Origin of the sequence: Rhizobium sp. S163 (assembly GCF_030380805.1) — a bacterium.
Taxonomy (GTDB): domain Bacteria; phylum Pseudomonadota; class Alphaproteobacteria; order Rhizobiales; family Rhizobiaceae; genus Rhizobium.
This window is the reverse complement of record NZ_JAUDSA010000012.1, coordinates 481,275-499,394: the sequence shown is the minus strand read 5'-3', so window position 1 is coordinate 499,394 and position 18,120 is coordinate 481,275. Positions and strand designations below refer to the sequence as shown.

21 protein-coding genes are annotated in these 18,120 nt (G+C 61.3%); 9 read left to right on the top strand and 12 right to left on the bottom strand.

Annotated elements, in window-relative coordinates; all coding sequences use genetic code 11:
- Positions 1 to 25: 25 nt before the first annotated feature.
- From QTL96_RS12030 to QTL96_RS12010, 5 genes are all read right to left on the bottom strand, one after another.
- Positions 26 to 796 (bottom strand): ABC transporter ATP-binding protein, encoded by a 771-nt coding sequence (locus tag QTL96_RS12030; RefSeq protein WP_112943471.1) that lies wholly within the window; start codon positions 794 to 796, stop codon positions 26 to 28.
- Between the two features lies 1 nt (position 797).
- Positions 798 to 1,646 (bottom strand): ABC transporter ATP-binding protein, encoded by an 849-nt coding sequence (locus QTL96_RS12025; RefSeq protein ID WP_112943470.1) that lies wholly within the window; start codon positions 1,644 to 1,646, stop codon positions 798 to 800.
- On the bottom strand, positions 1,639 to 2,550 hold the full coding sequence (locus QTL96_RS12020; protein ID WP_047511480.1) for an ABC transporter permease: 912 nt from the start codon (positions 2,548 to 2,550) through the stop codon (positions 1,639 to 1,641). Before QTL96_RS12020 ends, QTL96_RS12025 begins: the two co-directional genes overlap by 8 nt.
- A gap of 4 nt (positions 2,551 to 2,554) precedes the next feature.
- Entirely contained in the window at positions 2,555 to 3,556 is a 1,002-nt protein-coding gene (locus tag QTL96_RS12015; protein ID WP_245206549.1) for an ABC transporter permease, read from the bottom strand.
- Between the two features lie 84 nt (positions 3,557 to 3,640).
- Positions 3,641 to 5,236, bottom strand: coding sequence for an ABC transporter substrate-binding protein (locus QTL96_RS12010; protein ID WP_112943468.1), 1,596 nt, complete (start codon positions 5,234 to 5,236; stop codon positions 3,641 to 3,643).
- 128 nt (positions 5,237 to 5,364) lie between these two features.
- Here QTL96_RS12010 and QTL96_RS12005 point away from each other — a divergent pair, with 128 nt between their 5' ends.
- The 9 genes from QTL96_RS12005 (at position 5,365) to QTL96_RS11965 (ending at position 14,142) form a co-directional block, all read left to right on the top strand.
- Positions 5,365 to 6,075 carry a GntR family transcriptional regulator gene (locus QTL96_RS12005; protein WP_289727831.1) on the top strand — a complete coding sequence of 237 codons (711 nt, stop codon included), beginning with the start codon at positions 5,365 to 5,367 and terminating at the stop codon, positions 6,073 to 6,075.
- A 13-nt stretch (positions 6,076 to 6,088) separates the two neighbouring features.
- The gene (locus QTL96_RS12000) at positions 6,089 to 6,997 is read left to right on the top strand and encodes a dihydrodipicolinate synthase family protein (RefSeq protein WP_112943614.1); all 909 of its coding nucleotides are present in this window, start codon (positions 6,089 to 6,091) and stop codon (positions 6,995 to 6,997) included.
- Between the two features lie 10 nt (positions 6,998 to 7,007).
- On the top strand, positions 7,008 to 8,147 hold the full coding sequence (locus tag QTL96_RS11995) for a mandelate racemase/muconate lactonizing enzyme family protein (RefSeq protein ID WP_112943466.1): 1,140 nt from the start codon (positions 7,008 to 7,010) through the stop codon (positions 8,145 to 8,147).
- A 44-nt stretch (positions 8,148 to 8,191) separates the two neighbouring features.
- The gene (locus tag QTL96_RS11990; RefSeq protein ID WP_162735102.1) at positions 8,192 to 8,467 is read left to right on the top strand and encodes a hypothetical protein; all 276 of its coding nucleotides are present in this window, start codon (positions 8,192 to 8,194) and stop codon (positions 8,465 to 8,467) included.
- A 62-nt stretch (positions 8,468 to 8,529) separates the two neighbouring features.
- Positions 8,530 to 10,104 carry a Re/Si-specific NAD(P)(+) transhydrogenase subunit alpha gene (locus QTL96_RS11985; RefSeq protein WP_289727897.1) on the top strand — a complete coding sequence of 525 codons (1,575 nt, stop codon included), beginning with the start codon at positions 8,530 to 8,532 and terminating at the stop codon, positions 10,102 to 10,104.
- 30 nt (positions 10,105 to 10,134) lie between these two features.
- Positions 10,135 to 11,568, top strand: a complete 1,434-nt coding sequence (locus QTL96_RS11980; RefSeq protein WP_113198447.1) for an NAD(P)(+) transhydrogenase (Re/Si-specific) subunit beta — start codon at positions 10,135 to 10,137, stop codon at positions 11,566 to 11,568.
- Positions 11,569 to 11,736: 168 nt separating this feature from the next.
- Positions 11,737 to 12,039, top strand: a complete 303-nt coding sequence (locus tag QTL96_RS11975) for a BA14K family protein (protein ID WP_289727830.1) — start codon at positions 11,737 to 11,739, stop codon at positions 12,037 to 12,039.
- A gap of 91 nt (positions 12,040 to 12,130) precedes the next feature.
- Positions 12,131 to 13,525: a sensor histidine kinase gene (locus tag QTL96_RS11970; protein ID WP_112943463.1), complete on the top strand. Its 1,395-nt coding sequence runs from the start codon at positions 12,131 to 12,133 to the stop codon at positions 13,523 to 13,525.
- Positions 13,522 to 14,142, top strand: a complete 621-nt coding sequence (locus QTL96_RS11965) for a response regulator transcription factor (protein ID WP_289727829.1) — start codon at positions 13,522 to 13,524, stop codon at positions 14,140 to 14,142. Before QTL96_RS11970 ends, QTL96_RS11965 begins: the two co-directional genes overlap by 4 nt.
- A gap of 12 nt (positions 14,143 to 14,154) precedes the next feature.
- On the opposite strand, the gene QTL96_RS11960 is transcribed toward QTL96_RS11965, so the two are convergent.
- The 7 genes from QTL96_RS11960 to QTL96_RS11930 form a co-directional block, all read right to left on the bottom strand.
- Positions 14,155 to 14,697: a hypothetical protein gene (locus tag QTL96_RS11960; RefSeq protein ID WP_112943612.1), complete on the bottom strand. Its 543-nt coding sequence runs from the start codon at positions 14,695 to 14,697 to the stop codon at positions 14,155 to 14,157.
- A 79-nt stretch (positions 14,698 to 14,776) separates the two neighbouring features.
- The gene (locus tag QTL96_RS11955) at positions 14,777 to 15,064 is read right to left on the bottom strand and encodes a hypothetical protein (RefSeq protein WP_112943461.1); all 288 of its coding nucleotides are present in this window, start codon (positions 15,062 to 15,064) and stop codon (positions 14,777 to 14,779) included.
- Positions 15,061 to 15,486, bottom strand: a complete 426-nt coding sequence (locus QTL96_RS11950; RefSeq protein ID WP_112943460.1) for a response regulator — start codon at positions 15,484 to 15,486, stop codon at positions 15,061 to 15,063. The genes QTL96_RS11955 and QTL96_RS11950 overlap by 4 nt, the downstream gene beginning before the upstream one ends.
- A gap of 8 nt (positions 15,487 to 15,494) precedes the next feature.
- A complete protein-coding gene (locus tag QTL96_RS11945) occupies positions 15,495 to 15,812 on the bottom strand; it encodes a hypothetical protein (protein WP_112434214.1) in 318 nt (105 codons plus the stop codon).
- Between the two features lie 80 nt (positions 15,813 to 15,892).
- Positions 15,893 to 16,489 carry a BA14K family protein gene (locus tag QTL96_RS11940; RefSeq protein ID WP_289727828.1) on the bottom strand — a complete coding sequence of 199 codons (597 nt, stop codon included), beginning with the start codon at positions 16,487 to 16,489 and terminating at the stop codon, positions 15,893 to 15,895.
- A 111-nt stretch (positions 16,490 to 16,600) separates the two neighbouring features.
- Positions 16,601 to 16,999 (bottom strand): DUF1236 domain-containing protein, encoded by a 399-nt coding sequence (locus tag QTL96_RS11935; RefSeq protein WP_112943457.1) that lies wholly within the window; start codon positions 16,997 to 16,999, stop codon positions 16,601 to 16,603.
- A 161-nt stretch (positions 17,000 to 17,160) separates the two neighbouring features.
- Positions 17,161 to 17,886, bottom strand: coding sequence for a hypothetical protein (locus QTL96_RS11930; RefSeq protein WP_289727827.1), 726 nt, complete (start codon positions 17,884 to 17,886; stop codon positions 17,161 to 17,163).
- Positions 17,887 to 18,120: the final 234 nt, after the last annotated feature.

Genomic DNA, 18,120 nt, shown 5'->3' with positions numbered 1-18,120 from the left:
TGCGCGGCGCGGCTAGTGATTCCGTCTACGCCACCGCCCTACGCGCGCTGATGTATCCCCTGCTCCCATCCAGCAGCGTTTTCGTATAGGGATGCTGGACGCTGCCCTCCAGCAACTGTTCACGCGTTGCGATCTCGACGAAAACGCCGTCCTGCATGACAGCCACGCGGTTGCAGAGATGCGCGATGACAGCCATGTCGTGGCTGACGAGGATATAAGTCAGCTTCGAGCGTTCACGCAGATCCTTCAGGAGATTGAGAATTTCCGCCTGGATCGAAACATCGAGCGCCGATGTCGGCTCGTCGAGCAAGAGAATCTTCGGCTCAAGGATAAGCGCGCGAGCAATCGCCACGCGCTGCCGCTGCCCGCCCGAGAGCTGGTGCGGGAAGCGATGGCGGAAGCCGGGCGGCAGGCCGACGTCGCGCAACACCTGCTCGACACGCTCCTGCCTGCGATCCAGCCCATGGATCTCGAGAGGCTCCAGGAGCGTGCGCCCGATCGTGTGGCGCGGATGCAGGGAGCCGAAAGGATCCTGAAACACCATCTGCTGCTTGGCGAGTTGCGCGCGCGACCGCTTGGGGCCGACCACGTCGCCATCGATCGAAACCGAACCGCTCCACTCTTTGATACGCCCCGCCAGCGCGCCGAGCACCGTCGACTTGCCGCATCCGCTCTCGCCGACAAGGCCGAATGTCTCGCCCGGCGCGACCTCGAAGGCGACGCTTTTGACGACCTGCTTGAAATCATTGCCGCTGCCGAAGGACACGGCGAGATCGTTTACCGATATGATGGACATGTCACGCCTCCGCCCAGCTTGCCTGACGCTTCAGCACTTCCAGCCGATCCCTGGGATGATCGAGACTGGGCAGCGCCTCAAGCAGGCCGCGTGTGTAGGGATGGGTTGCTTCGTCGAGCCTTGAGGCTTCGATCGTTTCCACGACCCGGCCCGCATACATGATGATGACGCGGTCGCAGAAGCTCTTCACGAGGTTGAGGTCGTGAGAGATGAAGATCAGGCCGATGTTGCGTTCGGTAATCAGGTCGTCGAGGATCGACAGCACCTGCTGGCGCACGGTCACATCGAGTGCCGAGGTCGGTTCGTCGGCGATGATCAGCGAGGGCGACGAGATCAGCATCATCGAGATCATGATGCGCTGGCCCATGCCGCCCGACACCTCATGAGGGTAGAGATTGAAGACGCGCTGCGGATCGCGGATATTCACCCTTTCCAGCATGGCGAGCGTGCGCTCGCGCGCCGCCTTCTTTCCAAGGCGCTCATGCAGGATGACGGTTTCGGCAATCTGCTCTCCGACGGTCATGACGGGATTGAGCGAATACTTCGGGTCCTGCAAGATCATCGAAATCCGGCTGCCACGGATTGCGCGCATGTCCGCCTCGCTGGCGGCGAGGAGATCGACGTCCTCGAAGCGCAACTCATCGGCGACGACTTGAGCCGTGCCCGGCTGCAGGCGCATGATCGCGCGCCCGGTCGTGCTCTTGCCGGAACCGGATTCGCCGATGATGCCCACTTTCTCGCGGCCGACATCGAAGCTTACATTCTTGACGGCGTTGACCACGCCGGACAGCGTCGGAAACTGCACCGACATGTTCTTGACCGAGAGGATCGGTTTTGACTGTTCAGGCATTGCGGGGATCCATGATGTCGCGCAGTCCGTCGCCAAGCAGGTTGAAGGCGAGACTGACCAGAAGAATGGCGATGCCGGGAACCGTCGTCAGCCACCAGGCATCGAGAAGATATTGACGACCGGAGGCCGCCATGGCGCCCCATTCCGGCATCGGCGGCTGGGCACCGAGACCGAGGAAGCCAAGACCGGCAGCCGTCAGGATGACGCTCGACATGTTGAGCGTCAGGCGGATGATGATCGACGGCGCGCAGAGCGGCACGATATGGCGAAACAGAATGCGCCCCATGCCCGCGCCCTGCAACTCGGCTGCGACGACGAAATCTGCGGCACGGAACGTCAGCGTTTCGGCGCGCGCCAGACGCGCGATCGGCGGCCAGACGGTGAGCGCGATGGCGATGACGGCATTCTCGATCCCCGGACCAAGCGCTGCGGAGAAGGCAAGCGCCAGAACGAGGCTTGGGAAGGACAGGAAGATATCGGTGATGCGCATCAGGACCACATCGACCCAGCCGCCGAGATAGCCGGCGGTCGCGCCGATCGCAAAGCCGATGGGCGCCACGATGACCGTGACCAGGATGCTGATATAGAGCGTCGTACGCGCGCCATAGACGAGGCGCGAATAGACGTCCCGGCCGAATTCGTCGGTGCCGAACCAGTTGGCGGATGACGGCGGCTTTAGCGCCATGGTCAAATCCTGGAGGATCGGATCATGGTTGGCGAGCAGCGGCGCGAAGGTCGCGATCAAGACGAGCATCAGCACGACGACGAAGCCGGCGAATGCCAACGGATTGGCGATCAGGTTCAGCCACAGGACATAGGCCTTGTGGAGCCGCGCCTGACGCGTCGAGGAAAACTCCTCGTTGATCAGCCAATTGTGCAGGTCGTTGAAGTAACGTGTCGCCATGATGTCACCGGGTACGCGGATCGAGGAACCGATAGGTCAGGTCCGACAGGAGATTGATGGCAATCGAGATGATGCCGATGAGGAGCACGCTGCCAAGCACCGCGTTCATGTCAGCGAAGAACAGCGCCGACGTGAGATACTGGCCAAGGCCGGGCCACGCGAAAACCGTCTCGATCAGGACCGTTCCGTCGAGCAGGCCGCAATAGGCGAGAGCCACGATCGTCAGCAGTTGCACGCGAATGTTGCGAAACGCGTGTCGCCAGACGATCGCCCGCTGACCGAGGCCCTTGGCCTTGGCGGTCAGCACATATTCCTGACGCAGCTGCTCAAGCATGAAGCTGCGGCTCATGCGGCTTAGATAGGCCATCGCGGCATAGCCGAGGATCAGTGCGGGAGCCGCAACATGCAGCAGCGCATCCCGGAAGACTTCCCACTCGCCGGCAAGGATCGCGTCGACGAGGATGGAGTTGGTCGGCCCTTCGACCAGCCCTTCATTATAGACATCGAGGCGGCCGCTGCCTGGTATGAGGCCGAACTTTGCATAGAACACGAGGATGACAATCGTGCCCAGCCAGAAAATCGGCGTCGAGTGGCCCAGCAGGCCGACGACACGCGCAAGGTGATCGACCCAGGTGCCTTTGCGCACAGCGGAGATGATGCCGAGCGGGATGCCGAAGCCGGCGCCGATGATCGTTGCGAGCGTGGCGAGTTCAAGCGTCGCCGGGAAGACGCGGGCGAGATCGCTGGCGACGGGGTTTTTCGTCACATGCGACTGGCCGAAATCCAGGTGCGCGACATTGCCGAGATAGGTGGCGAACTGCACGTAGAGCGGCTGATCGAGCCCCATTTCCTTGTAGACGCGCTCGTAGGTCTCGTGATCGGCCTGATCGCCGATCACGGCGATGACAGGATCGGCGGGAACCATGCGGCCGACAACGAAGGTGATCACGAGCAGGCCGAGCAGCGTTGTCAGGATGACGGCAAAGGATGCCGTCACCTTGCGCAGTGCGCCAAGAGCCGCCCGTGCGCCTGCCGGCGCGTTTCCAGATGTCTGTGAGATACTCACGTCATTCTCCTCGACAGGAAGGGCTTATTCGCCCTTCGAGACGGTGTCCCAACGGGTGAGCCAGGTCGAATGGCCGACATAGCCCTTGACTTCTTTTCTGACCGCCTTCGCGTCCGTGCGCTGGAAGGAGGTGATCAGGGCCGGTGAAGCATCCAGATAGGCCTTGTTGATCTTGGCGTAGAGATCGGCGCGCTTCTGCTGGTCGGTCTCGTGCGCGGCCGCCGTGACCATTTCCTGGATGTCCTTCGGAACCTCCCAGGCAGAGCGCCAGGCGATCAGGCCGGAGAGTTTCGCATCGTCGGCATTGTTCGGGTTCGTCGCATAGGACGCCAGAACCGCATGCGGGTCGGGCAGGCGTTCGCCGGTGCGCGCCGAGAAGATTTCGAATTCGCGGTTGCGGAACTTGCCGATATGATCGCCGCCCTGCAGGTCGAGCTTGATGCCGGCCTTGGCTGCATTGGCTTGCAGCGACTGGGCAACTTCATACTCCGGCGTCACGGGCGTTGCGTAATAGACCTTGGAGAAGCCATCGGGATAGCCGGCTTCCGCAAGCAACTGCTTGGCCTTGTCGATATCGAGCTTGTACGGGTTCTCGGTGCTGGCACCTGGCAGACCGCCCGGAATGATCGTCTGCTGCTTGATGCCGTAGTATTTCATGACGGTGTTGGCGAGGCCGTCATAATCGATGAGATAACGGAAAGCCTCGCGGACCTTCGGCTTGGAGAGGATTTCATCCTTCTGATTGAGCGCCAGATAGTAGAAGCCGAAGCCCGGCGTCTTCTGGATATCGGCCTTGCCGCCGGCCTCGATCGCCGCCAGATCGGTGGAGGAAAGACGCGTCGCGACATCGACGTCGCCGGCTTCCAGCTGCAGTCGCTGGCCTGACGATTCCGGCATATGGCGAAGGATAACCCGGCGCATCTTCGGCGCGCCCTGCCAGTAATCCTTGAAGGCCTCGGCGATCAAAAGGTCGTTGACGCGCCAGGTCCGCAGCGAATAGGGACCGGACCCGGCATCGTTGGTCTGCAGAAATTCGCGGCCCATGTCGCCGTTCTTCTCGTTCTTGGCGAGAAGCTGGCTATCCAGGATCGAGGTCGAGAAGCTGGCGAGCGAGAAAAGGATCAGGTTCGGGTTCCAGACCTCGGGCGTCTGCAGCACGACAGTTGAATCATCCGTCGCCTTGATCAGCTCATCGACATTCTTGTCGGTAATGCCCCACTGGCGAAGATCGACGGAGGGCGCCAGCCCGAGCTTCACCAGGCGGCGCAGCGACCACTCGACATCCTTGGCGGTCAGCGCGTTGCCGGAATGGAAGGTAACCCCGGAGCGGATCTTGAAGGTGAAGGTCTTGCCGTCTTCGGATACTGTCCAGCTCTCCGCAATGCCCGGCTGCGGCTTGGTAATGTCATCGGCGGCGAGCACGATCAGGCGCTCGTAAAGGTTGGCGACGATTTCCGCCGATTCCAGCTGGTTGAGCTCGTTCGGATCCAGACCGCGCATCGAGGACATGTTGGTGGCGATCACCAGCTGGTCCTTGGGCGTTGCCGCCTGCACTGCGAGCGGCATGGCGAGCGTCGACGCCACCATAGCCGATGCCATCAGAAAACTGCGTCTTTTCATCGTCCTATCTCCTCCCTGGTGCGCCGGACCTCGCCCCGAGCGCGAATTTTCATATCGACATCGATCTGAAATCTGGTATATCAGATCTCACAAAACGATTTTGTCGTCAACGGGGGAATTTTCGGGACATGCAAAAAGAGGCATCGACGCAGCCTGGCGCAGACCGCATCGAGAAGATCGACCCGCGCCTTCTGACGACATTGCGCGACCACGTGCACAAGACGCTGCGCACCGCGATCCTCTCCGGCCGCTTTGCACCGGATGAGCGCGTCAACGAGCGGCAGCTGGCCGAGCAGCTCGGTGTCAGTACGACACCCATCAAGGAAGCCCTGCGTCAGCTTGAGACCGAGGGTCTCGTCGAAACACTGCCGCGCCGCGGCGTGCTGATCCGTTTCAACGCAGGCTGGGCCGAAGAGATGATCCTGGCGCGCGCCGCGCTGGAATCGATGATCGCCCACCTTGCCGCCAAGCGCATCGAGAAGGCCGAAGCAGCCAAGCTGGAAGACATCGTCAATCTGATGCGCAAGGCGACCCAGGACGGCGTGGCAGACGACCTGATTTCGCTCAACGAGACGTTTCATGAGCAGATCCACATCGCCTCGCGATGCCAGTATCTCTCGCGGATGATCGAACGGCAGCAATTCTACGACGGCAGCATCCGCCGCGTCATCCATTCCGATCCGCTCGAGCGCGGCAAGGCGCTGGCCGAACATGCCGCGATCGCCGCCGCCATCATCTCCAGCGACAGCGACAAGGCCGAACGCGTGATGCGCGACCACGTCGTCCGCTCCGGCGAAACCTACCTCAACATCGTGTTCAAGAAGAAGGAGGACATCTGACGTGACCGAGGCAATGGAAAAGATCCGCAAGGCCCTGACGGGCATATCGGGCGTGCCCGTGACCCCCTACAAAGCAGATGGCAGCGTCGATATCGCCAAGCTCTCGGCTCTGATCACCGGCCTCGCTCATGCGCGGGTCCACAATCTAATGGCGGCCGGCAACACCGGTGAGTTCTTCACCCTCACCATGGACGAAGTGCGCGCTGTCCACGTCGCGACGATCAAGGCCGCCGGCGGCAAATCGCTGGTTAGCGCAGCTGTCGGTCGTTCGCTGACCGAAGCAAAGGCGCTTGCCCGCGATGCCATCGCAGAAGGCGCCGATGCGATCATGGGCCATCACCCGATGGACCCCTTCGCCGGCCCAAGCTACCAGGCGCGCTACTTCCTGGAGCTTGCCGACGCCAGCACTGTTCCCGTCATCGCCTATGTGCGCAGCGACACTTTCTCCGTCACCGATTTCCGCAAGCTGGCGCTGCACCCGAATATCGCCGGCATCAAGTTTGCATCCGGTAATCTCATGCTGCTCGCCGAAGTGATCCGCGCGACCAAGGATGCGCCGGCGATCTGGGTTTGCGGCCTGGCGGAAGGTTGGGCGCCGGCCTTTTACGCGATGGGCGCCCGTGGCTTCACTTCCGGCCTCGTCAATGTCTTCCCGGAACGCTCGCACGCCATCCACCAGGCGCTGGAGACCGGTGACTACACGGCCGCACGCGCGCTCATCGACGATATCGCCGGCTTCGAGGCGCTGCGCACCAAATATCTCAACGGCGCCAATGTCACCGTCGTCAAGGAAGCGCTTGGCATGCTTGGAACCGAGGTTGGCCCCGTGCGCGTGCCCGGCGTCGAGAGCCTGACCGAAGCCGAACGCGCGGACCTGCGCGCCATCGTCGACAATGTCGCCGAAAAGAGCCGCGCGGCCTGAGGAAGATCCCATGCATATCACCGGCATCAAGACCTACATGCAGCGCGTGGACGACCGCCCTCGCCTGCTTCTCAAGATCGAAACCAGCGAAGGCATCTCCGGCTGGGGCGAATGCTACAACCACGGCCCGGACTGGGCGCTGCCGCCGCTTCTCGACTACCTCTTTCACCAGATTGAGGGCGAAGATCCGCGCCGCGTGGAATTCCTCGTCCTCAAGCTCAACCAGCAATGCCGATTCCCGCCGGGTGCACTTGGCCTCGCGGCAATTTCGGCGATCGATCACGCGCTCTGGGATATCGCCGGCAAGGCCGCCGGCCTGCCCGTTTACATGCTGCTCGGCGGCAATGTGCGCGATCGCGTCAAGGTCTATTGCGGCGTCTATACGGCGCCGGACCCGGAAGCCGCGCGCGACCAGTCGCTCGAGCTGAACGAGAAATACGGCTACACCGCCTTCAAGCTCAGCCCCTATCGCCGCGATCTTCATACCGGCCGCTGGGGCGAACTCGTCAAGGAGACGGGCGACTGGTTCGGCAAGATCCGCGAGATCACGCCATCGCATTTTGACTACGCGTTCGACGCTCATGCGAAGATTTTCGAACCGTATCAGGCCGTCCAGCTTGCAGCCGCCATCGCGCCAAACGATCCGCTTTTCTACGAAGAGCCGATCCGGCCGGAACACATCCCGGCATGGACGGAGCTGAAGTCGAAGGTGACCGTTCCGCTCGCAACCGGTGAATCGCTCTATTCGCGCTTTGAGTTCCTGTCGCTACTGTCTGCCCGTGGCGCCGATATCATCCAGCCCGATATCTGCGTAGTCGGTGGCGTCAGCGAGATGCGGCGTATCGCGGCGATCGCCGAGGCGCACTATGTGACGGTCGCGCCGCATAACCCGATGGGTCCGCTCGCAACTGCTGTCAACATCCACTTCTGCGCGGCCCAGCCGAACTTCAAGGTGCTGGAATTCAAGCCACACGTTCACGCGCCGTGGGCAGCCGATCCCTACATGCCCGTCGATGGCCACATGGAGCTTCGGCCGGATCGCCCCGGTTGGGGTCTGGAAATCGACGAGAAAGCGCTGCAGACGGAGGACTACATTCACTGGGAGCGGAAGATCACGCGTAAGCCCGACGGAGCGACCGCCTACCCCTAATCTCTCGGCACGCCCACACGCGATTGACGAGGTAGACGGCGCTAATGCCGTCCACCTCGAAATACCGCCCCCTTTTTCCTGCCTTGCGCGGGATCTCTTTGAGCAAGCAGCCGCCTTATCGGCGGCATTTATTGAAACAATCAGCTCAGGCCGATCATACCGTCAAAGAAAACGGTGGCTGGATGTTAGCCGCGCCTGACAAAGCAATCTCAAAATTAAAATCGATTAGCAGTCTTTCCAACGCGGCAGAACTGGCTGGATTAGCACTTTTCGGTACTGGACAGTTCCCGATCTCTTTGGTTCATCAACCCCCATCATAGCCGGCTACGCAGGTTTCCGGCTTAAGGTTCGATCCGCCATGAGGGATGAAGTAAAGATGACAGTGATTATCGGCAGTCCGAAGGAGCTCTTCTCTGGGGAAAGTCGGGTGGCGTTGACGCCGTCTTCGGCCGAGCAGTTGCACAAGTTGGGTTACCGCTGTCTGGTTGAGACAGGCGCCGGGGTCGGTGCCGGCTTTTCCGACGACGCCTACCGCGCCGCAGGCGTCGAGATCGCTCCATCGGCGGATGCCCTCTGGTCGTCGGCCAACGTGATCGTCAAGGTCCGCCCGCCGACTGATGCCGAGGCGCGTCTGCTGTCGACCGGCAAGACACTGATCGCCTTCTTCTATCCCGGCCAGAACGCCGCTCTGCTGGAAAAGGTGAAGGCGACCGGCGCCAATGTCATCGCCATGGACATGGTGCCGCGCATCAGCCGCGCGCAGAAGATGGACGCCCTGTCGTCGATGGCCAACATCGCCGGCTATCGCGCCGTCATCGAGGCAGGCAACAATTTCGGCCGCTTCTTCACTGGCCAGGTCACGGCCGCCGGTAAGGTGCCGCCTGCCAAGGTGCTCGTCATCGGCGCCGGCGTTGCTGGTCTTGCCGCCATCGGCACCGCGACCTCGCTCGGCGCCATCACCTATGCCTTCGACGTTCGCCCCGAAGTCGCCGAACAGATCGAATCCATGGGTGCCGAGTTCGTCTTCCTGGATTTCAAGGAGAGCCAGCAGGATGGCGCCGCCACCGGTGGCTATGCAGCCCCGTCGTCTCCGGAGTTTCGCGAAAAGCAGCTGGAGAAGTTCCGCGAGCTGGCGCCCGAGATCGATATCGTCATCACCACGGCGCTGATCCCCGGCCGCGATGCGCCAAAGCTGTGGCTGTCAGACATGGTGGCGCTGATGAAGCCGGGTTCTGTTATCGTCGACCTCGCGGCGGAGCGTGGCGGCAACTGTGACCTGACGGTCGCCGACCAAAAGTTCGTCTCCGACAACGGCGTGATCGTCATCGGCTATACCGATTTCCCGAGCCGCATGGCCGCGCAGTCCTCCACGCTCTACGCCACCAACATCCGCCACATGATGACGGACCTGACGCCCGCCAAGGATGGCAAGCTCGTCCACAACATGGAAGACGACGTCATCCGTGGCGCAACCGTAGCCTTCGAGGGCGCCGTGACCTATCCACCACCGCCGCCGAAGATCCAGGCGATCGCCGCCCAGAAGCCAAGGGAAAAGAACAAGGAGCCGACGGCTGAGGAAAAGAAGGCCCGCGAGGCGGCCGCCTTCAAGGCGCAGACCAAGAGCCAGGGCTTCCTGCTTTTGATCGGCACCGCGCTGCTGCTCCTGGTCGGCGCTTATGCCCCGGCAAGCTTCATGAACCATTTCGTGGTCTTCATGCTCGCCTGCTTCATCGGTTTCCAAGTGATCTGGAACGTCTCGCACTCGCTGCATACGCCGCTGATGGCGGTGACCAACGCGATCTCGGGCATCGTCATTCTCGGCGCGCTGCTGCAGGTCGGTTCGGGCAACTGGCTGGTCGTCATCCTGGCCGCTCTGTCGGTTCTGGTCGCGACGATCAACATCGTGGGCGGTTTTCTTGTCACGCGGCGCATGCTCGCCATGTTCCAGAAGTCCTGATCGGGCCAGGGATATCAAGGGATTTTCAATATGACGATTGGTATCGTTTCGGCCGCCTATATCTCCGCGGCTGTGCTTTTCATCCTCTCGCTCGGCGGCCTGTCGGGCCAGGAAAGCGCCAAGCGCGCCGCCTGGTACGGCATCGTCGGCATGGCGCTTGCCATTGTCGCGACCATCTTCGGCCCCGGTGTGAGCAACTGGTTCATCATTCTTCCGATGATCCTGGCCGGCTCCATCGCCGGCTACTACGTGGCCAACCGCGTGCAGATGACCGAGATGCCGCAGCTCGTGGCGGCACTTCACTCCTTCGTCGGCCTCGCCGCCGTCTTCATCGGCTACAACGCCCACATCGAAGCATGGCGCGTTGCCGGCATGGATGAGGCGGCACGCGCTGCACTCGATGGCTTCGCCGGTATTCTCGCGCACAAGACCCCGGTCGAGCTCGCGATCATGAAGGTCGAGGTCTTCCTCGGCGTCTTCATCGGTGCGATCACCTTCACCGGCTCGGTCGTCGCCTTCGGCAAGCTGGCCGGCAAGGTCGACGGCAAGGCGAAGAAGCTGCCGGGCGGGCATTTTCTCAATGCCGCCGCCGCGATCCTGTCGCTGATCCTGCTCCTGATGTACGCCAACGATGCTGGCGTCTGGACGCTGATCCTGATGACGCTGCTCGCCTTCTTCATCGGCTACCATCTGATCATGGGCATCGGCGGCGCCGACATGCCGGTCGTGGTTTCGATGCTGAACAGCTATTCCGGCTGGGCGGCCGCCGCCATCGGCTTCACGCTCGGCAACGATCTCCTGATCGTCACCGGCGCGCTGGTCGGCTCCTCGGGCGCGATCTTATCCTACATCATGTGTAAGGCGATGAACCGCTCGTTTGTCTCCGTCATCTTGGGCGGCTTCGGCGGCACCACGGGTCCCGCGATGGAAATCGAAGGCGAGCAGATCGCCGTCGATGCCGAGGGCGTCGCATCCGCGCTCAACGATGCCGATAGCGTCGTCATCGTGCCCGGCTACGGCATGGCGGTGGCGCAGGCGCAGCAGGCCGTCTCCGAGCTAACCCGCAAGCTCAGGGCTACCGGCAAGACGGTTCGCTTCGCGATCCATCCGGTCGCCGGCCGTCTGCCGGGCCATATGAACGTGCTGCTTGCCGAAGCCAAGGTGCCTTACGACATCGTGCTCGAAATGGACGAGATCAACGACGACTTCCCCGAGACCGACGTCGTCATCGTCATCGGCTCCAACGACATCGTCAATCCGGCTGCCCAGGAAGATCCGAACTCGCCGATCGCGGGCATGCCGGTTCTCGAAGTCTGGAAGGCCAAGCAGGTCTTCGTCTCCAAGCGTGGACAGGGCACCGGTTATTCCGGCATCGAAAACCCGCTCTTCTATAAGGAGAACACACGCATGTTCTACGGCGATGCGAAGAAGTCGGTGACAGAGCTCGTCTCCCAAATCCAATAGTCTATCCAAGAAGCCAGCGGGCGGCTTACTCGTCCGCTGGCAGAATAGCAGCAAGACCACAGACAACGTTACCCTGGTAACCCGTACGTGTTTCCCGGTTAGACAGGCCGCACGGAACAAAAGTTAACGCCTATCGTTGTTACCCCGAGATATATTCCGGAGGCGGCGATGGCCATAACCTTTAAAATAGTAGCACCTCTTGTTGCGACCGCTGTGTTGGTCGCGTCGTCCATTGGAACGGCCTACGCCTTCAGCATGGCCGGTGCCGCCGATGGAATGCAGGCTCGCTCGCAAGGCGCCGTTGCTGCGTATACCCAAGAAGGTGCCGTCGGGGATGGAGACAATTCCGTCCTGTCACCCGCCGAAATCAGCCATATCCGCTGGTGCGCCGAGCGCTATCTCTCCTATCACGCGACCGACAACACCTACGAGAGCTCGGCCGGCAAGCGCTCGGCCTGTGTTTCCCCTTGAGGGCATATCCATATGCGCATGGCATAGTGAACGCCTAGAAAAACTCTTAATGCGCGATAGGTATCGGGGGTCACATTACAACTGGTTGATCATGAACTGGATTTCCCGCTGGACGGCCCGCTCTCTCGCCCTGCGATTTGTCGTGGTTGGTGGACTTGTCAGTTTGGCGGCGATGTTCATCGTCGGCTATCTGGTGTCGAAGGTCATCGAAGATGCCGTGATTCATAATTCCGGCGCCGCGACCGCCCTTTATGTCGACAGTGTCGTTGCTCCGCTCCTTCCCGACATGCAGAGGGCTGCACTGCTCGACGAGGCGAGCGCGCTGGCGCTCGATGAGACGCTTGGGCAAGGAGCGCTTGGAAAGCGATTGGTGTCGTTCAAGCTGTGGCGCGCGGACGGGACAATTCTCTACTCCAACGACAAGGCGCTTGTCGGAAAGCAGTTTGCCGTCAACGACAAGCTTCGCCAGGCATTCGCCGGAACGCTGGTTGCGCGCTATGAGATCGCCGACGACCCCGAAAGCACCACCGAACGTTCTCTCGGCAAGCCATTGATGGAGATTTACAACCCCGTGCTCCAGCCCTGGTCGGGCCAAGCTGTTGCGGTTCTCGAATTTTACGAGACGGCCGAAGGGCTGGGTGAAAGCCTGACGCGGGCGAGATTGTGGAGCTGGTTTGGCGTCGCAGGTCTCACATCCGTATTCTTCGCCGTCCTGTCAGGACTGGTTTTTCGCGGGAGTCGAACGATCGAGGACCAGCAAAGGGATCTCGCCAAACGCGTTGCGGAACTCTCCGCATTGCTCGCCGAGAACAAGGGGCTGCAGGGTAGGCTACAGCGCGCATCCCAACGCGCCGCATCGCTGAACGAGACATATCTGCGCAGCATAGGCGCCGATCTCCACGACGGGCCTGCACAACACATCGCCTATGCCTCGCTGCGGCTGGATAGCGAATTGCTGATCAGCGCGGAAACGCTGCCCGACGAGCGTGAGAAGGAGCTCACCTGGATCCGCTCCAGCCTCGCCGAGGCGATGACCGAGATCCGGGATATCTGCAAGGGACTGGTGCTTCCGGAGATCGAAAAGGCTTCGTTTGCCGAAATCGTCAACCGCGTCACCGAGGCCCACCAAATGAGAACCGACACGACCGTCAACACGGTGATCGAGCAGGACGGCTCAGAGCCGGTAGCGGCGGTCAAGATCTGCATCTACCGGTTTATTCAGGAAGCCTTGAACAACGCCCATCGCCACGCCGGCGGCATTCAGCAGGCCGTTTGGGCCACCCTTCATCGCGGGCATGTCACGATTGAGGTCAGTGATCGAGGCGAGGGCTTCGATCCGAACCATGTCAGGCCATCGAGCCTCGGGCTTGTCGGGCTCCGCGAGCGGGTCGATAGTCTTGGCGGAACGTTTGAAGTGAAGACCGGGGACAAGGGCACGATCCTGACCATGACCTTCGAACCGATGGAAACGGGAGAGCAGAGATGACGTCCATTACTGTTGGGATCGTGGATGACCATCCGCTATTTCGCGAAGGTGTGACGCGAAGCCTTTCCGAAATCAAGGACTTCCTGGTGGTGGGAGAAGGCGCAACCAGCGACGACGCGGCGATGATCGCAGCCGACAAACATCCCGATGTCATGCTGGTCGATGTGTCCATGCCGGGCGGCGGCTTGAGCGCGATAGGCGAGATATTGCAACACAGCCCATCGACGAAGGTGTTGATGCTGACCGCGTCGGAGGAGATCGACACGCTGCTGGGCGCGCTTCAGAGGGGCGCGATGGGATATGTTCTAAAGGGCGTCGGCTCCAGGGGGCTCGCAGAGGCGATCAGGATGATCCTCAAGGGAGCTCGCTATGTGTCACCAGCCATGTCCGCGAAGGTGGTGGATGTCTCGCTGGACAAGGAGCCATCCAAGAACAGCCTGACGCCGCGCGAACGCGAGGTGATGGACCTTGTGGGCGAAGGCCTCTCCAACAAGCATATCGGCCTGCGGCTTGATCTGCAGGAAAAGACCGTCAAGCACCACATGACGCAAATCCTGACGAAATTAGGCGTTTCCAATCGAACCGAGGCAGCTCTGCGCTGGCGCGGGAAGGGTTAGGGTCTACACGCTCTAGCGAACGAACCGGTTCAGCCGCCGAACATCGTTGGCTGTCGCCTGCCTGTCAACGATGGTGCGGCCTTTCGAATCGCGCATGATGTAGCGACCGCGCCGCAGCGTTTCGGTTATGCCATTGCCGTGGCGGACATCGACACTGCCGTCTGAACGTTCCGTGGCCTTAACGCCTGAGGCTGATGATGCGGAGGGAGACGACGGCGAAGAACTGCCTGCCCTGGCAGAGTTGCCGCTTGCGCCTGCACCTCCGTTGCCATTGCCGTTTCCGTTGCCACCCGCGTTACCGGAGCTGTTTCCGGCGCTGCCCGCGCCATTTCCGTTGCTTGAGCCGTTGCCGTTCCCATTACTGGAACCGTGTCCATTGTTGCCCCCATTGCCGTTTCCGCCGCCGTTGCCGTTATTGCCATCCTTCGCATGCGCGGCATTCGTCGTCGGCGCTTGAAACGGCCCGAAGCTCAGCGTCAGTGGCATCACCGAGATAACAAGGGCGACAGTCGCCCCGCATCCCAATTTCAACAGGCAGCGCCTTGAAAGCATGATTGCGCCCCTTCCGGCCTTGTGCCCTTGTCTACGCAGATGACGGCGCATGGATCTGCGCGGCACCGATCTTTCGCGTCGTTTATTCGACCTCCGGCTGATCGGTCCGCTGCTTGTGGCGAAATTCAAACACCTGCCGCATCTGCGCCAGCCGGAGTTCAAGTGCGGTTCTATCCATCGATGGGGCAAGCTTGGCGAGCTCATCGGCCAGGATGTCCATCTCCCGGAGGAAGAACAGCAGGTCGAAGCCACGTTCGAGTTCGGCGGATGCGTCGTTGGTATCAGGCGAACTGGTCCGCAACGACGTCCGGTCCGCCAACATGATCTCGGCGACCAAACCGCCAGCGTGCCTGGCTCGAATGTTTGTCACGATATGCTCCTGTCAGTGCTGTTGCGGTTTGGCGTGACATTTCCCGCGCCGTCTTGTGCATTCTGTTGCCGCGCGCGGCGGCTGTGCCACGCTGCGGCCTGGCGCAAGCCATCGACAACGCTCGGTACACTCGGTGGTTTGACGACGACGTGCACCCCGTCCCGGTCTCCAACAAGATCAGGATTGCCGGTCAGGTAGACGATGCCGACGTTGAAATGCTCGACCAGATGCCTTGCGATTTCCGGCCCTGTCAGCCCATCGGCGAGGCGCACGTCCAGAATGGCGATATCGGCCTCGGGAGCCAACTCCATCGCTTCGGCGGTGTTTCGGGCGATACCCGCGATTTCGAAACCTTCGGCCATCGCGATGTCTTCCACCATCAGCGCAAAAGCCGGCTCGTCCTCGACAATCAGAACACGCATGATCGCTCCTAATGTATCGTCGGTGACAAATGGCGAAGGTCGGGGTCCGGCGCGTCAAAAATTCCGAGCAGTTTCTCGAACTCAATCAGCACCAGCTGAAATTCCACATCATCCATGGCAGCGATCTGGATAAGCTCCGAAGACGCCCGCGCGATCAGCGTGTCTAGCCAGACGCATTTGTCCGCTCGGATACGGCCCAGCACGTCCTTCCTGATATCTCGCAACTCAGACAGAATGCGAGACACCAGTTCAATGCGCTCATCGTGACCCATCCACTGCAGGCCGTTTCGGGCTTGCCGAATCTCGGCTGTCATTCTCGACGGCATAACCCGCCCTCCTGTCGTATCGATGAAGCTAACCACGACGAACCAGCCGACAACACGGGCTTTGGTCCCAGATGGCTCGACTATTCGTTTGCGGCGACCGTCTGGGCTTCAGCCGGCGGCGTGCACTTGATACGGGGGCCATCGTAGGGCTGATAGGTATTGTCGTCCGCGCGATAGGATTTGTAGCGATTGGCACACCACATCGCAGCGTTTGCCAATGGGTCGGCGGCAGTTGATGACGTGGACGTCATGGCGGCACCGCTCGTTTCCGATGGGGGCTGGCAGACGCGAACTTGGCCCTGGAATGAGCGATAGGAGTTCGTCGCCGGGTCAAACGACCGGTAGTGCGACGCGCACCAATTTAGATGTTCGGCCGAAATTTCAATTGCTGGCGGCGGGATATCGGCGACCACAGGTGCGGCCGCGGCCGGTCGCTTTGCGGCGACCCTCCGGTTGTCAGCCATCGCATATGTCGAAAGTGCGGGAGGCAACCGCTCATAGGTTTGAAGCGCGGGATCGACACGCGTGGGCTCTGCCGTCCAGAGATCGGCGTCCCTCAGACCGCGCAAGCCGTGCTCCGTGTTCTCCGCCATGCCGATCGAGGCCACGGATGCGGCGAGCGTAACCGTGCCCACGACCGTGGCTATTCCAAACGCAACGCTTGCGAGCCCGTTCATTGTCGTCATCCGTTGTTATTGTGTGGGGACATTCGTCTGCCGTCATATCGTCGGCGCCGGATCGATGGGTCAGGCGGCACGGCATGCGCCAAGCCGCCCAACCGAGCGCGATCAATTGATGACCTGGATCACCTTGCGGGACGAAGGTTCGATGATGACCCGCTCGTTGTTGACGATCGCGTAGCCGTATTCCGGGTTTTCGGGAATCGGCGTGACGACGACTGTTTCCGGCAAGGCATGGCCGACGACGACCTTTTCCTGCACGACAACAGGCGCTGCCGGAGCCGGCGCTTCGCGAACGTAGGTGACGACCTTTGCCGGCGGCGGATCGATGATGGTACCGACCACGGCGCCCGTGACGCCGCCAACAGCCGCACCAACGGGACCACCGACGATGGCACCGGTAACGGCTCCGCCAGCCGCGCCATTAACGGTACCCGACTGTGCCATGGCGACGCCGGACATGAGGGTGATGGCTGCGATTGCAGTCGCTGCAAGTTTGAAAGACATTTTCATCTCCTCTTCTTTGCGACGCTCTGTCGCTGGGAGACAAACGGCTGTAATTGCTGCAGGTTCCGGGGTCGGACCTCAGTCGGAGACACGTCAGACCTTGGTCTGATACGGCTTGAACCTGTAGTGCCGAGAACCTGAAATGCAATCCGTCGGCGCCACTAAAGACCGTTGCTGAGCACCCGCTGGCATGCGGGCGCCAGGCGCGCGAAGTTATCGCGCAGACAATTGATGCCGCGACCGCCACCAAGCGGCACGGAGTGACAGAGCGCCCGGAAATCTGGACCGCAGCTGCGGCGCACGACGACCAGCTCTTCTCGCGGCGTGAAAGACGCCATCGGCGTAGCAACCGCCGCCCCACCGCCGGCAGGCGGCTTGGCAGGATTAGTCACGTGGGCTGCCCCGTCTCCACCAAGCGCGCCGACCGCGGCCTGGCATGATGGCGAGAGCGTTGCGCTGTGTTGCTGCAGACAGGCAAGTGCCTGCGTTCCCCCAGGTGTTACGCCCGAGCATTGCGTCATGAAGTCAGATCGGCAGGACGATTTGACGGCATCGCGCTGCGCGGCGGTCGGCTGTTTCTGTGCAGCGGCTGCCGTCGTTGTCGGCGGTGTCACATCCGATTGCGGCGGGGCCTCGTTCGAACTCTTCTTCGGTCCTTCAAGGTTCGAGATCGCTTCGCGACACGGCTTTGACAGCGAAGCATTGTGCTGCTGAAGGCAGGTCAGGGCTTCCATGCCCCCCGGCGTCACACCGGAGCATTGCGCGATGAAATCCGACCGGCAGGCGGATCGAACTGCATTGCGCTGCGCATCGGTCGGCTGCTGCGCCTGCGCGCCGGCAGCGAGGCATAGCACCGAAAGGAACCCGACAACCGAGATGTTCGTCATTGCCGGGATCAAGCTCACATCTAAACGGGCTGTGAAAAAGGCCTGCAAACTTCGCATTGCTCCCTCCCTCTCAGTAACAAATCTGTTGTGCCGCTGAAGCATCAGGCGGACCCAACCCCGAACACCGTCACGCCGATTTGCTATATTAGCAGTATTTAATGTTGATGAGAATACAGCTTCTGGTTCTCCTACGTGCCGCGCAAGTAAGCTAACGCAGAAAACCCGCCGCTCGAA